Source organism: Superficieibacter electus, from assembly GCF_002915575.1.
Classification (GTDB): Bacteria; Pseudomonadota; Gammaproteobacteria; order Enterobacterales; family Enterobacteriaceae; genus Superficieibacter; species Superficieibacter electus.
Genome location: NZ_PQGD01000002.1, coordinates 220,845 through 235,186, shown reverse-complemented (window position 1 = coordinate 235,186; position 14,342 = coordinate 220,845). Strand labels below are relative to the sequence as shown.

The following is a 14,342-nucleotide window of genomic DNA, read 5'->3' as shown; positions in this document are numbered from 1 at the left end:
ATTTACCCTCTTGCCGCCAGTGCGGTGACGCGATCGTAAGCCGCGCCGCTGCGTAATACGCTCAGGACTTTTTGTACGTTAGCCTGCAAATCTTCTTCACCGTGTAGCCGCATGAGCATGGCGACATTCGCCGCCACGGCAGCCTGGTGCGCAGTGTCGCCTTTACCTTGTAGTAAGCGTGTTAAAATGTCACGGTTTTCTTCCGGCGTACCGCCGGCCAGTTCTTGCTGATGATATGGCGTCAGGCCGAAATCAGCGGCAGTAAGCTGATAGTTTTTGATTTCCCCGTTGTGCAGCTCTGCGACCACGGTGGGCGCGTGGAGGGATACCTCGTCCATGCCGCCGCTGTGCACCACGGCTGCCCGCTGGTAACCCAGCACGCGCAGGGTTTCGGCAATCGGCAGCACCAGTTCCGGGCTGTACACGCCAATCAGTGCCAGCGGCGGATGCGCCGGATTAATCAGCGGACCCAGTACGTTAAACAGGGTGCGGGTTTTTAACTGCTGGCGGACCGGCATTGCGTGGCGAAACCCGGTGTGATATTTCGGCGCAAACAGGAAGCAGACGCCCAGTTCATCGAGTGCAGCACGCGATTTATCAGCATTCATGTCCAGATTAATGCCGAAAGCGGCCAGCAGATCTGACGATCCGGATTTACTGGAGACGCTGCGGTTACCGTGTTTCGCGACTTTCAACCCGCAGGCAGCGGCGACAAAAGCGCTGGCGGTGGAAATATTAATACTGTTGCTGCCATCGCCGCCGGTGCCCACGATGTCGGCAAACGGATAATCAGGGCGCGGGAACGGCGCGGCGTTTTCCAAAAGCGCGGTGGCGGCACCGGCAATTTCATTGGGATGCTCGCCGCGAATTTTCATGCTCACCAGCGCCGCCGCCAGTTGCTCTGGCTTCAGCTCGCCGCGCACCACAGCGGAGAAAAGCTGGTGGCTCTCCTGCTGACTGAGGGTCTGCGCCTGATAGAGTTTTTCCAGTACCGGTTGCAGCGTGTGCGTCTGCTGGAGTTTCTGCATGGCCCATGCCAGCGTTTGCTCCAGCAGACGCGCGCCCTGGGTGGTGAGGATTGACTCCGGATGAAACTGGAAACCGCATACCCGGTCAGCATCGTGACGAACTGCCATCACCATGCCGTCAAAATGGGCATTGATGGTCAGTCCGGCCGGAATGTTGCTGCCCACCAGCGAATGATAACGCGCAACCGGCAGCGGATTAGGCAGGCTGGCAAACATCGCCTGGCCGTCATGTTCAATGCTGGACGCTTTGCCGTGCAGAATTTCGCCCGCCTGGCCGACATAGCCGCCGTAAGCTTCCACTATCGCCTGATGTCCCAGGCAGATGCCAATAATCGGCAGCTTACCACGCATCCGGGTGAGCAGTTCTGGCATACAGCCCGCTTCGCTCGGTGCCCCGGGGCCTGGTGAGAGCATCAATACCGGGTTGTCCATGGTTGCCAGACGGTCAATTAACGTTTGCGCCGGGACATGGTTACGGTAAATCACCACGTTGTGCCCGCTGGCACGTAGCTGATCTGCCAGGTTATAAGTAAAGGAGTCGATATTATCGAGCAGCAGAATGTCAGCCATCAGAAAATCTCCTGTGCATGATGAGCGGTGGCGATGGCGCGCAGGACCGCGCGGGCTTTATTACGGGTTTCATCCGCTTCAGACTGCGGGACGGAATCGAGCACCACGCCTGCGCCCGCCTGAACGGTCGCAATGCCGTTTTCGACAAACGCCGAGCGAATAACAATGCAGGTGTCCAGCGAGCCGTGAGCGGTAAAGTAGCCTACCGCGCCGCCGTAGCTGCCGCGGCGTTTACCTTCAGCACCGGCAATGAGTTGCATGGCGCGCACTTTCGGCGCACCGCTGAGCGTGCCCATATTCATACAGGCGCGATAGGCGTGCAGCGCGTCAAGATCATGACGCAGCTCGCCGACCACGCGGGAGACCAGATGCATTACAAACGAGTAGCGGTCCACTTTGGTCAGGTCAGCGACGTAGCGGCTGCCTGGCGTACAGATGCGCGCCAGGTCATTACGTGCCAAATCCACCAGCATTAAATGCTCTGACAGCTCTTTATGATCGGTACGCATTTCCAGTTCAATGCGGCTGTCGAGATCGCGATCGAGAGTACCATCCGCACGGCGGCCGCGCGGACGGGTCCCGGCAATCGGGTAAATTTCAATCTGCCGTGAATCAGCGTCATATTTCAGCGAGCTTTCCGGCGACGCACCAAACAGGCTGAAATCGTTATCCTGCATAAAGAACATGTACGGGCTGGGATTACTTTTCTTCAGCACATCGTAGGCCGCCAGGGGCGACGGGCACGGCAGTGAGAACTGGCGGGATGGCACCACCTGGAAGATTTCCCCTGCGCGGATGGCTTTCTGCATCTGACGCACCACCGCACCGTACTCTTCATCACTCTGATTGCAGCTACTGCGCATCTGTTCCATTTTTTCTACCGGCAGCGGCTGTGGTGGGGTATTCAGTTGCTGATGCAGCGCTTGAATACGTTGGGTCAGGCGGTTTTTTTCTTCAGCATTCGGGGTAAACAGGCTGCACTGAATGCGCGTTTTTTTACTTTGATGATCAATCACCAGCAGCGTTTCGGCGAGATAGAAGCAGTAATCAGGGCAGGCGGTATCGCTCTGCAACTGCGGCAAATCTTCAAAACCAGCGACCAGGTCATAGGCGAACAGGCCGCCAAAAAACATGGCTTCACGCTCCTCTTTTGGCACTACAACCAGATCCTGTAACAGACGAAAGGCATCAAAAACGGACAACGCACACAGTCGGGCATCTTCATCTAATAATGTGCTGACGGGTGGAAAGCGCAGGACGCGACCCTTATCCTGTTGTTGATTATCAACCCCGGCGGGCAGGGCGGCGTCGAGCAGCGTCAGGAGCGCCGCGCCATTATCGCTCAGTGCGGTAATAGTGACAGTGTCACCTAAAGCGGTGATGCGCAGAGCGCTGTCGACCAGCAGCAGGCTTTTCAGATCGTCTTTACTGTCAATATCAGCGGATTCCAGCAGCAGCGTCGCCGGACGTGCGCCACAGAGCTGATGGAACAGTGCGGTAGGATCTTCGCGGTACACTGCGTCGCTGGTCAGCAGTTCGAGAGTGTGTTTTTGCGTTTGCATTGTTATTCTCATTTGTTCTGGTCAAAAAAAAGCCCGCTCAGGTGGCGGGCCAGGTATCTGTTTGCGATGTGCAGACGTGATGATACAGCCCATTAACAGGGAGTACGCCACCAACCGTGCAGAGTAAAAATGCCTTTCATCTCAGATACCTTTTCTTCGTGAACTTTCGTACTAGTTAACTAGTTCATGAAAATAATGTCAAGCGCTGATTTCAGAAAATCCTCGTCAGCCGTTATGATGAGCGGCAAAACACGTTAACACTTAGACGGAGCCGTTTTTTGAGCGAAACCAATTACGCCATAATTTATGACCTGCACAGCCATACGACCGCCTCAGACGGTATGCTCTCCCCTGAGGCGCTGGTCCACCGCGCTGTTGAAATGCGTATAGGTACGCTGGCCATCACCGACCATGACAGTATTGATGCCATTCCGGCGGCGCAGGCGGAAATTGCCCGCGCCGGACTGGGACTGCGGCTGATTACCGGGGTGGAAATTTCTACCGTCTGGGAAAACCACGAGATCCATATTGTCGGGCTCAATATTGATATTCATCATCCGTCTATGGTCGCTTTTCTGGCAGAGCAAAAAGTCAGACGCGAGCAGCGAGCACGGCTTATTGCTGAACGGCTGGAAAAAGCGCACATTCCCGGTGCATGGGAAGGGGCTTTAAAACTGGCGGCGGGCGGGGCAGTCACCCGAGGCCACTTCGCGCGTTTTCTGGTGAGCGCGGGTAAAGCCAGTAATATGGCCGACGTCTTTAAAAAGTACCTGGCGCGCGGGAAAACCGGATACGTTCCCCCACAGTGGTGTACAATAGATCAAGCTATTGATGTGATTCATCATTCTGGCGGCAAAGCCGTCGTCGCCCACCCCGGGCGCTACGACCTTTCTGCCAAGTGGCTGAAAAGGCTACTGGCATACTTCGCCGAATGCGGTGGAGATGCGATGGAAGTCGCCCAGTGCCAGCAAGGTCCCAATGAGCGCACTCAGCTTGCGGCGTATGCTCAGCAGTTTGGTCTGTTGGCCTCGCAGGGGTCAGATTTTCACCAGCCCTGCTCGTGGATCGAGCTGGGGCGTAAACTCTGGTTACCCGCAGGCGTGGAAGGGGTGTGGCATCAGTGGGAACAGCCGCAGAACACCGATTGAGAGGGAAGTATGAGTCAGTTTTTCTATATTCATCCGGATAACCCGCAGCCGCGGCTAATTAATCAGGCTGTGGAAATTGTCCGTAAAGGTGGGGTCATCGTTTACCCCACCGATTCCGGCTACGCGCTGGGCTGTAAAATTGAAGACAAAAGCGCAATGGAGCGCATTTGTCGCATTCGTCATCTGCCTAACGGGCACAACTTTACCCTGATGTGCCGCGATCTGTCAGAGCTATCTACCTATTCATTTGTCGATAACGTCGCGTTTCGCCTGATCAAAAATAACACGCCGGGGAACTACACGTTTATTCTGAAAGGTACAAAAGAGGTACCACGTCGCCTGTTGCAGGAGAAGCGTAAGACTATTGGTCTGCGTGTTCCTTCGAACCCGATTGCGCTGGCGCTGCTGGAGACGCTGGGTGAACCGATGCTTTCAACATCGTTGATGTTGCCGGGCAGCGACTTTACTGAATCCGATCCGGAAGAAATTAAAGACCGGCTTGAGAAGGTCGTGGATCTGATTATTCACGGCGGGTATCTCGGCCAGCAGCCAACAACGGTGATTGATTTGACCGAAGATGCTCCGGTCGTGCTGCGTGAAGGCGTGGGTGACGTCAACCCTTTTCTTTAATCACCCCGGAAATGGCAGTGAAAACCTTCACTGCCATTTTTTCAATTAAATACAGAGATAATATATTAATCTGATAAATACCCGTCTGACATCCATTTCTGCAAAGCAATATTCTTCAGCACCTGTTTTATGAGACGTATCACAGAGTCACTTCATTATTTGAACTGCCTCACTTTTTTCCCATGGTCCGAATAATTTATTTCCACTTGTCAGGGAAAATGCCTGTCAGAACAAAGGAAGAAAAACGTTTATCCTGTTAATCAGGCAATATGATTAACGATGCAAATGGAGATAGCGACACATGCTCATTGCAAGACAAAACATTTTTCTTAATCAGACTTTCAGTAATAAAAGGGAGATTTTCCATTTCCTGGCCTGCCATGCGGTTTCACAAGGCTGGGCGAGCGATGCGGCCAAAATTGAGGCGGATTTCTGGGCCAGAGAGAATCAATATTCCACGGGTTTTGAAAGTCAGATTGCTATTCCCCATGCTAAAACGGCCAATGTGTCCCGGGCCGGGGTTATTTTTATCCGGCTAATTAATCCGATCGACTGGGAAAGTCTGGATGCGCTTCCCGTTAAAATTGTCTTTGGCCTGTTGGTACCCGAAGCCGGAGCGAAGGTTCTTCATTTACAGATTATTAACAATCTTGCCAGTCAAATCGTTGATGATGAATTCAGAGAAAAATTATTCTCTGCTACCGATGAAGAGGAATTATTCCAGTTTATGCAATTGCGAATTTCAGTTCAGGAGGAAGCATGAATATTGTTGGCGTTACATCATGTATTGCCGGCCTGGCGCATACGCCGATGGCGGCAAAATCGCTGGAGAAAGAAGGTGCACATCTCGGCCACACGGTAAAAATTGAACAGCAAGGGGCGATGGGCATACTTAATCGAATAACCGCTGCAGAGGTTGCGGCAGCCGATTTTGTCATTATCGCCGCCGACCGTGCAATTGAAGAGGAAGAACGTTTTACCGGCAAATTAATTATTCGGGTCAAAATTGGCCAGTGCGTGGGGCATGCCGCTGAGGTTATCGCTAAATGCGTGGCGGCAGTTGAAGCCCGTAACGGCTCAGGGAAGGATAAATCATGAAAAAAATATTAAATGAAATTAAAAACCACCTGATGACCGGGATTTCCTATGCACTGCCGATCATTATCGCCGGATCGCTGATGGTGGCGGTGGCAAAAATAGTCGGTCTGGCATTCGGCGAGTCCAATCTGGATGCCTTTGCAAGCAGTGATGGCATTAAAAACTGGCTGTATTTGACACAGGACATCGGCTTTAAAATTATTGGGCTAATGAACTATGTCCTTGGGGCCTACGTCGCGTTTTCAATTGCCGGAAAGAAGGGTCTGGCAGCGGGTTTTACGGCTGGCCTTATTGCTTCTTTAACCGGCTCGGGCTTTCTTGGTGCAATTCTCGGCGGTCTGCTGGCGGGCTACTCTTCTGAGTGGGTGGCTCGAAAAATCCGCATTGAGGGGTCGGCTGCATCTTCAGTCCCGTTGATCATTTTGCCATTTATCACGGTGGGGCTTCAGGTGCTGATAATGCGCCTCCTGTTGGGTGATGTGCTGAGCTGGATTAACATTGCGCTTATGGCCTGGGTGCAGAAAATGACCGAAGATGGCACCAGCACGGTGGTGCTTGCGGCGGTACTGGGGGGCATGATCTGTTTTGACCTTGGTGGGCCTGTTAATAAAGCGGCGTGGGGGACGGCCAACGTGTTGTTTCTCAGTGGCGTTTATTTACCGGCTATTTTGGTGAACGTTGCCATTATTATTCCGCCGCTTGGTTACGCCGCAGCACGCTTTATGCGACCGCATAATTTTAGTCACACGTTAAAAGAAGCCGGTAATGGTGCTGTCATTATGGGTATTCTCGGTATATCAGAAGGTGCGATTCCATTTACGCTAAAAAATCCGGCGCGACTCATTCCTGTTAATGTCCTGGCGGGTATTTTAGGGGCGGTGACCGTCGCCTTGTTAAAAGCATATCCGGTCATGCCGCCCCTGGGGGGATTATATGGTGGGTTCACCGTCGGTAATCCCTGGGCTTATTTTATCGGCGCATTAGTTGGCACTCTTGTTATCGCGATTGGGGCAAATGTACTAGTGAATTTCAATGAAGATACTGATCTTACTACCGCCAATCGTTCTGCGAGCGAAGACATCGAAATTAAATTTGATTAAGCTGCTGGAGCTCGTTACTGAGGTTTTGTTATGAAAAACAAAATAGTGCATTTATACAGTCATACACACTGGGATCAGGAGTGGTATTTCACCTCCTCGCGATCGCGGGTTTATCTTTTTAATCATGTAAAAAATGTTATTCGTATTCTGAATAACAACCCTGATTTTCCCTGCTATTTGCTGGATGCGCAAAGCGCACTATTGGAGAGCTACCTCCAGTGGGCACCGGAAGATAAGGCCAGTTTGAGCCGTTTAATTGCGGAAAAACGCGTGTTGATTGGCCCATGGTATACACAAACCGATCAACTGGTGATCCATCAGGAGTCGATTGTACGAAACCTTTACTACGGGATCGAAATCGCCAGGGAGCATGGCGGCGTCATGCGCCTGGGTTACGTGCCGGATAGTTTTGGGCAAGGCGGAAATATGCCGCAGATCTACCGTCAGTTTGGTATTAATCACGCGCTCTTCTGGCGGGGCATTGCGGATAACACGCTGCACGATTGCGAGTTTTACTGGCATGGGACGAATGGCGATCGGGTATTTACTGTACAGATGCCATGGGGCTACCACTACGGCGGATTACTTGATGAAAGTCCCGAAACTATGAAAGCGTTTCTTGATAAAAAAATGTCGCCCATTGAAGCACGTAGTACACGCTCACACCTGCTTTTCCCGCATGGTTTCGACCAGGCTCCGGTCAGGGAAAATCTGCCAGAGCTTGTGAAGCAATTTAATGAATGCGATACGCAGCGCCACTATGTTATTGATAGCCCGCTCAACTTTGTGCAGACCGTTGAAAACGAGGTCGCCGGGGACGCTCCGCAGCTTCACGGGGAACTTACCGAAGCAAAACATTCCCGTATCCACAAAACGATTTTTTCATGTCGTGCCGATTTAAAGCAGTTGAATAATGAAATTGAGGCGTTGGTCGTCAATACGCTGGAGCCGGTGCTGGCCATAAGTCGCAGCCTGGGACATGACTATCCAGCCCGTATCACCGCAGACATCTGGAAACTGATGTTTTTTAATGCGGCCCACGACAGCATTGGCGGCTGTAATAGTGACGAAACTAATCAGGATGTCTGGTTTCGTTACAAGCAGGCGCGGGATCTGGCCACAAACCTGCTGGAAATGCATACGCGACTTATCAGCATTCGTATTCCTCGCGAACATGATTATACGTTCACTGTGTTTAATCCGTTATCCTGGCGCTCATCGCCACAACTGACGTTTGAGGCCTGGTTACCGGGTATTCCTTTTACTCTGTGTGACGCGACAGGTCAGGCGCTGCCTTATGTCATTGAGGAGGAAAGGGAACTGACGGACTACGTATTAAATCAGACGATCCGCCTGAACCCTGGTCACGCCTGGCATAAACCGGAAAAAGTTTACCGGACGCGGATTAGGGTTAACAGCAGTCAGCTTCCCGCCCTTGGTTATACCCGCTGGTATGCTGATTTCAGTTGTGACGGTGCCAGCAAGGCGGTAAGTGATACTGCCCGCAGTATCGAAAATGCCTACTACTGCATTACGGTGGAAGAGGACGGCTTACTGACCATTGTGCATAAGCACACCGGCAAGCGCTATACCCGACAAATGCATTTTGTCGACAATGGCGATGACGGAGACGCTTATAACTACTCACCTCCTCGTGAAGACATGATTATCTCTTCCCGCGGATGTCTGATAAATCAGCGCTGCCAGCGCAGCGATCTGCAACAGTCACTACTGCTTGAGTATGAGCTTAATCTCCCTGTAGACCTCATCCAGCGGGCAAAGGGGGAGGTGACAACAGCGATGCGCATTTCAGTAAACGTGGCATTGCAGCAAGATGATCTGATCCGTTTCGAGGTGGACGTGGACAATACCGTGCTGAGCCATCGGCTTTGTGTACATTTTGCCACCGATATCATGGCCAATATGTCTTATGCCGATCAACTTTTCGGTGTAGTGGAGCGACCCGTTAAATATAGTGAGGCGTTGTCCGTATGGGAGCAGGAAAACTGGCAAGAAAAGCCCATTGCGATTGAACCGATGCAGAGCTATGTCAATCTGCATGACGATGAACACGGGTTTACCTTACATACCAATGGCGTGCGCGAATATGAAATTGTTGGCGACAGCTTCGACACTATTTCACTCACCCTTTTCCGGACCTTCGGTTTTATGGGGAAAGAGAAGTTGCTCTATCGTCCCGGCCGGGCGTCAGGCGAAACCGTGGTAGCGACGCCTGATGCGCAACTGTCAGGTAAACGTTCATTCTCTTTTGCCTGGCGCATGTACCGCGGTTCGTTTGATGCATCACAATCGGCCAGCGTGTCTAAAGCCTGGCTAACGACGTTTCCTGTCTGGCAGGACAGTGATTTTCTTAATGGCCGTCTGCGTTTCTGCCTTGCCGATGTCGAACGCTGTTATCCGTCAGACTACAGCCTTTTCACGTTGCCCTGTGGGCCTGAGGACGCCCTGGCAAGCGTGGTGAAATGCGCGGAGCGAAAGCCGGGATACATTGTACGTTTTTATAATCCAACGCTGGCTTCAGAGGTCCGGATACCTTCGATGGATAACGCCTGTAACGTGATGCTGGATGAACAAACCCCGATGGCAGAAAAAGGGGTACTCAAGCCTGCGGATGTGCAGACATGCTATGTCGGGATAGAGTGAAAAAACCATGAGACGGTTCAGCCATAAGCGGATCAGAGATATTTTCATACGGGTGGTGGACAGTAGCGTCACGCAAACGTCCCTCGCCCGGGAGATGAATGTATCCACGCGCACAATCCGAAGCGATCTGAAAGAGATTGACGATCTTCTTCGTGCTTGTGGCAACCGTCTTATCAACGATCGCAAAAAGGGTATTTTTATTCACACAGACGACGGGGACACGCTGGCGCAACTGATTGAAGAAGCCCGTCGCCCGTGGAAGGAAATACGTACCGCCAGCGAGCGAAGGCGAGCATTGCTCACTGCGCTGCTGGCTCATCGTGACGGACTTTCACTGGCGATGCTGGAGTCAGAATGGTTTATCAGCATTTACAGTCTTAAAAATGATATTGCCCTGCTTAAGCGGCATTTTGCCCTTTACGATATAGCCATTATTGCGGAAGGTGGCGACAGATTCCGGCTGGAAGGCAGCGAAAAGTTGCTTCGCCGCTGTCTGTATGAACATTTGTTGAGTGCCCGTGAAGCCGATGAAGAGTATCAGGATATTTTTTGTTCTCCTACCACCATGCAGGACATAAAAAAAATTCTTAGCCACTATTTCACCGCACAGGGTTTCATCTTAAGTGATGTAAACCTGCGTTTTTTAACGCTGGTCTGCGGCATTATTCGTGAACGCATTCGTAGCGGACAGTGGCTCTTTGATTATGAGTTTGCGCACGGTGAACCTGGGTGGCGAAGTGCTTCACGAGAATTGTTGTCTCTTTTAACGGTTTCGCAAAAAACATTGCCCGACGGGGAAATCAATTTTTTAGCCATGCACCTTGCGGCTTTTTGTACCGCGCTACCGGAGCATATGGAGGAAATGGGCTTTTACGACATTGAACACAGTATTATGCATCATTTCTTGAGTTATGTGAGTAGCGCATGGTTTTGTGAAATCAATTATGATGAGGTCATGCGCAAGAATTTGCTTAACCATATTAAAGCGATGCGCATCAGAATAAATAATGGCATTACTATTGTTAATCCCTTAATTGAACAGATAAAACGGCACTACCCATTGATGTATGAAATGACGCTGGCAGCTTTCAGCGAGCTGGAGCATTTTTTTAGCGCTACAATAACCGATGATGAAATTGGTTATCTGGTCATGCATATCGGAGCCATTCTGGATACGCCTCACTATGGTGCAGGTAATCAGAAAATAACGGCGTTAATTGTGAGCGATCAAGGAATAGCCTCGACCAGGCTGGTTTGCCAGAAAATCGTAAAGATCTACACCGATATTACTATTGCACAATGTATTTCTGTTGAGCAGTACCACGCCATGTCATTTCTCGAAGAAGATATTGTTATTAGTATGGCTGACGTTGACGAAAAAAATCGCCGGGTAGTGACGCTTAGCCCGCTTCCGGAGCGTTGGGAACTGGAGAAGATCAAATATTATCTGATAGCCGATAACGCGCCGCCGATGACAATGTTGAATTATTTCTCCGACGAGCATTTTTTTATCATGCCGGGAAATGAGCATGTTAAAGAGAATGTTATTGAGTTATTGGCCGTGCCCCTGGAAATCAACGGCAAAGTCGACAAGCATTACTTACCTTCGGTACTGGAACGAGAAGCCCGCGCCTCGACCTTACTGGATGAAAAACTGGCGATACCTCATCCGTTGGGGCTGGTCGCATTAAGTACGATGGTGACTGTTGCCATATTTCCACAAGGTATTGAGTGGGACCCCGGAAAGGTGGTTAAGCTGGTTTTTATGCTGGCAATTAGTGAAGATGCGTTTATTGATAGCATGCATATCTATGATTATTTGACGAACATTCTGGATAATGACGTGATAGACCGCCTGAGCCAGTGTGAAAGTTTTGCAGAATTTATTGCTATTTCTAAGAAATATTTTTTATAACGCCCAGGGGGTGCGTATTACTGCGCGAAAGACTCTGATTTATGCTGAAAATAAAAGAGGTTACAACGCAGTGAAAAGTGGGTATAATACCACTTATTAATCACCGTAATTCGTTGATTTTAAAAGATTTTAACTCTCCAGTCGACGCCTGGGAAGGCGACACCTAAAGGAAAGCTCTATGAGCGAAAAGCTACAGAAAGTGCTGGCGCGTGCCGGCCACGGCTCCCGTCGTGAAATTGAATCTATCATTGAAGCCGGACGCGTCAGCGTAGACGGCAAAATCGCCACTCTTGGCGATCGTGTTGAGGTTACCCCCGCGTTAAAAATTCGCCTTGATGGTCACCTTATTTCGGTTAAAGAATCGGCTGAACAAATTTGTCGCGTGCTGGCTTACTACAAGCCGGAAGGCGAGCTTTGCACCCGTAACGACCCGGAAGGACGCCCGACCGTTTTTGATCGCCTGCCGAAACTACGTGGCGCGCGCTGGATTGCCGTGGGTCGTCTGGACGTAAATACCTGCGGGCTTATGCTCTTCACCACCGACGGTGAACTGGCCAATCGTCTGATGCACCCGAGTCGCGAAGTGGAGCGTGAATATGCGGTACGCGTATTTGGTCAGGTAGACGACGCGAAAGTGCGCGATCTTGGTCGCGGCGTGCAGCTTGAAGACGGCCCGGCGGCGTTCAAAACCATTAAATTCAGCGGCGGCGAAGGCATTAACCAGTGGTACAACGTTACCCTGACTGAAGGTCGCAATCGTGAAGTGCGCCGGCTGTGGGAAGCGGTGGGCGTGCAGGTCAGTCGTCTGATCCGCGTGCGCTACGGCGATATTCCTCTGCCGAAAGGTCTGCCGCGCGGCGGCTGGACCGAGCTGGATCTGGGGCAAACGAACTACCTGCGTGAGTTGGTGGGCCTGAAGCCAGAAACCGAATCAAAAGTGGCCGTAGAAAAAGATCGTCGCCGTATGAAGGCGAACCAGATCCGTCGTGCGGTGAAACGTCATAGCCAGGTGGGCGGTGGACGGCGCTCCGGCGGCGGTCGCAGCAACGGCTAAATCATATGGCCCGCCGCACCTTGCGCGGGCCTGTTTTCTTAGTAGTCAATCCCAGGTTGTGCTTTAATTCCCGCATCAAAAGCATGCTTTAGCGGACGCAGTTCACTGACAGTATCCGCTATCTCCAGAATATCCCGATGACATCCACGGCCGGTAATAATCACCGTTTGTGTTAGCGGACGCGCGCGTAGCGCCTCAAGAACCATTTCCAGTGGTAGGTAGTCGTAGGCCACCATATAGGTAAGTTCGTCCAGTATCACCATATCCAGCGCAGGGTCCGCCAGCATGCGGCGGGCATGTTGCCAGACTTCAAGACAGGCTGCGGTATCGGCGGCGCGATCCTGGGTATCCCAGGTAAATCCGCTTGCCATTACCTGGAACTCCACGCCATGCGGTTCCAGCAGATTACGCTCGCCGTTGGGCCAGTTCCCTTTAATAAACTGTACTACCGCCACGTTTTTGCCGTGGCCGACAGCGCGGGTAGCTGTTCCAAATGCCGCGGTGGTTTTTCCCTTACCGTTACCGGTAAAAACAATAATAATACCGCGCTCTTCCTGCGCGGCAGCAACCCGGGCGTCCACTTTGTCTTTCAGACGCTGCTGACGCTGCTGATAACGTTCATCGCTCATTGTGATATTCCCGGTTTACGCCCTGGCTGAGCATCAAAAGTCATGCCGGTTTTTCTGCGGCTATCATCGCCCATCAGCCACAAATACAGCGGCATAATATCGGCAGGGGTTTTAAGTTTTGACGGATCTTCTTGCGGAAAAGCGCTGGCACGCATTGCGGTACGTGTGCCGCCTGGATTAATACAATTCACCCGCAGAGGAGAATGTTGATATTCTTCGGCCAGCACCTGCATCATGCCCTCAGTGGCAAATTTGGATGCCGCATAGGCCCCCCAGTGTGCACGCCCCTGGCGGCCTACACTTGAGGAAGTGAATACCAGCGACCCCGCGTCCGATTTGAGTAATAAAGGAAGCAGCGCCTGCGTCAGCATAAAGGTGCCATTTACGTTAACCTGCATTACCTGTTGCCAGACCTCCGGCTTTTGCTCTCGCATAGGGGCCACGTCGCCCAGCAGGCCAGCATTGTGCAGCACGCCATCAAGGCGCGGATAATGCACCGCAATCTTTTGTGCCAGTTGTTGGCACTCCTGCGGTGTACAGCTTAAGAGATCCAGCGTAAACCAGGACGCAGGCGTGCCGCCTTCTTCCGCGATGCGCTGCGCAACGGCACGAAGTTTTTCCTCATTGCGTCCAAGGAGAATGACGCTGGCACCGTAACGTGAGTAGGTGAGTGCCGCTTCCCGGCCAATGCCGTCACTGGCTCCGGTGACGAGGATAATATGGTGGTGTAATAAATCTCGTTGCGGTTGGTAGTGCACGGCGGTCTCTCCTGATCACAGCGGGCAATTAAAAAGGGTTAATACACTTCATCCTTCTGGCTGCGTTCGTTAACTCCAGTCACGTACCTGGTTACGCTCAGGGGATTCACTCACTTGCCGTCTTGATGCAACTTGCATGATGTTGTGTATATGCCTTAAAAAGCGTCTGAATTCAATCGGACGGCA

13 protein-coding genes and 1 other annotated feature are annotated in these 14,342 nt (G+C 51.7%); of the genes, 8 read left to right on the top strand and 5 right to left on the bottom strand.

The annotated features are described in order from the left end of the window. Positions 1-2 precede the first annotated feature (2 nt). The 3 genes from trpD to trpL all read right to left on the bottom strand — a co-directional run bounded on the left by trpD (position 3) and on the right by trpL (position 3,300). Positions 3-1,598 (bottom strand): bifunctional anthranilate synthase glutamate amidotransferase component TrpG/anthranilate phosphoribosyltransferase TrpD, encoded by a 1,596-nt coding sequence (gene trpD, locus CHU32_RS03155; RefSeq protein WP_103676555.1) that lies wholly within the window; start codon positions 1,596-1,598, stop codon positions 3-5. Beyond that, positions 1,598-3,160 (bottom strand): anthranilate synthase component 1, encoded by a 1,563-nt coding sequence (locus CHU32_RS03150; RefSeq protein ID WP_103676554.1) that lies wholly within the window; start codon positions 3,158-3,160, stop codon positions 1,598-1,600. Before CHU32_RS03150 ends, trpD begins: the two co-directional genes overlap by 1 nt. 23 nt (positions 3,161-3,183) lie before the next feature. Further along, positions 3,184-3,279: a sequence feature (Trp leader region), on the bottom strand. Further along, positions 3,253-3,300 (bottom strand): trp operon leader peptide, encoded by a 48-nt coding sequence (trpL, locus tag CHU32_RS28875; RefSeq protein WP_116480918.1) that lies wholly within the window; start codon positions 3,298-3,300, stop codon positions 3,253-3,255. Its footprint overlaps the feature before it by 27 nt. A gap of 138 nt (positions 3,301-3,438) precedes the next feature. On the opposite strand from trpL, the gene rnm reads away from it, so the two are divergent. The 8 genes from rnm to rluB all read left to right on the top strand — a co-directional run bounded on the left by rnm (position 3,439) and on the right by rluB (position 12,769). Next, positions 3,439-4,308 (top strand): RNase RNM, encoded by an 870-nt coding sequence (gene rnm / locus CHU32_RS03145; RefSeq protein WP_103676553.1) that lies wholly within the window; start codon positions 3,439-3,441, stop codon positions 4,306-4,308. A 9-nt stretch (positions 4,309-4,317) separates the two neighbouring features. Then, positions 4,318-4,938, top strand: a complete 621-nt coding sequence (locus CHU32_RS03140; RefSeq protein WP_103676552.1) for an L-threonylcarbamoyladenylate synthase — start codon at positions 4,318-4,320, stop codon at positions 4,936-4,938. A gap of 301 nt (positions 4,939-5,239) precedes the next feature. Further along, the gene (locus CHU32_RS03135) at positions 5,240-5,701 is read left to right on the top strand and encodes a PTS sugar transporter subunit IIA (RefSeq protein WP_103676551.1); all 462 of its coding nucleotides are present in this window, start codon (positions 5,240-5,242) and stop codon (positions 5,699-5,701) included. Further along, complete coding sequence (locus CHU32_RS03130) at positions 5,698-6,036, top strand: PTS fructose transporter subunit IIB (protein ID WP_103676550.1); 339 nt, start codon at positions 5,698-5,700, stop codon at positions 6,034-6,036. The genes CHU32_RS03135 and CHU32_RS03130 overlap by 4 nt, the downstream gene beginning before the upstream one ends. Beyond that, positions 6,033-7,136 carry a PTS fructose transporter subunit IIC gene (locus CHU32_RS03125; protein ID WP_103676549.1) on the top strand — a complete coding sequence of 368 codons (1,104 nt, stop codon included), beginning with the start codon at positions 6,033-6,035 and terminating at the stop codon, positions 7,134-7,136. Before CHU32_RS03130 ends, CHU32_RS03125 begins: the two co-directional genes overlap by 4 nt. Before the next feature lie 30 nt (positions 7,137-7,166). After that, positions 7,167-9,800 carry a mannosylglycerate hydrolase gene (gene mngB, locus CHU32_RS03120; protein WP_103676548.1) on the top strand — a complete coding sequence of 878 codons (2,634 nt, stop codon included), beginning with the start codon at positions 7,167-7,169 and terminating at the stop codon, positions 9,798-9,800. 94 nt (positions 9,801-9,894) lie between these two features. Further along, entirely contained in the window at positions 9,895-11,715 is a 1,821-nt protein-coding gene (locus CHU32_RS03115) for a BglG family transcription antiterminator (protein ID WP_245880174.1), read from the top strand. Positions 11,716-11,893: 178 nt separating this feature from the next. Then, entirely contained in the window at positions 11,894-12,769 is an 876-nt protein-coding gene (gene rluB / locus CHU32_RS03110) for a 23S rRNA pseudouridine(2605) synthase RluB (protein ID WP_103676546.1), read from the top strand. Between the two features lie 38 nt (positions 12,770-12,807). Here the strand turns inward: rluB and cobO are convergent, their stop codons facing one another. Further along, a complete protein-coding gene (gene cobO, locus CHU32_RS03105) occupies positions 12,808-13,398 on the bottom strand; it encodes a cob(I)yrinic acid a,c-diamide adenosyltransferase (protein ID WP_103676545.1) in 591 nt (196 codons plus the stop codon). Continuing rightward, positions 13,395-14,156 (bottom strand): YciK family oxidoreductase, encoded by a 762-nt coding sequence (locus CHU32_RS03100; RefSeq protein ID WP_103676544.1) that lies wholly within the window; start codon positions 14,154-14,156, stop codon positions 13,395-13,397. The genes cobO and CHU32_RS03100 overlap by 4 nt, the downstream gene beginning before the upstream one ends. Between the last annotated feature and the right edge of the window lie 186 nt (positions 14,157-14,342).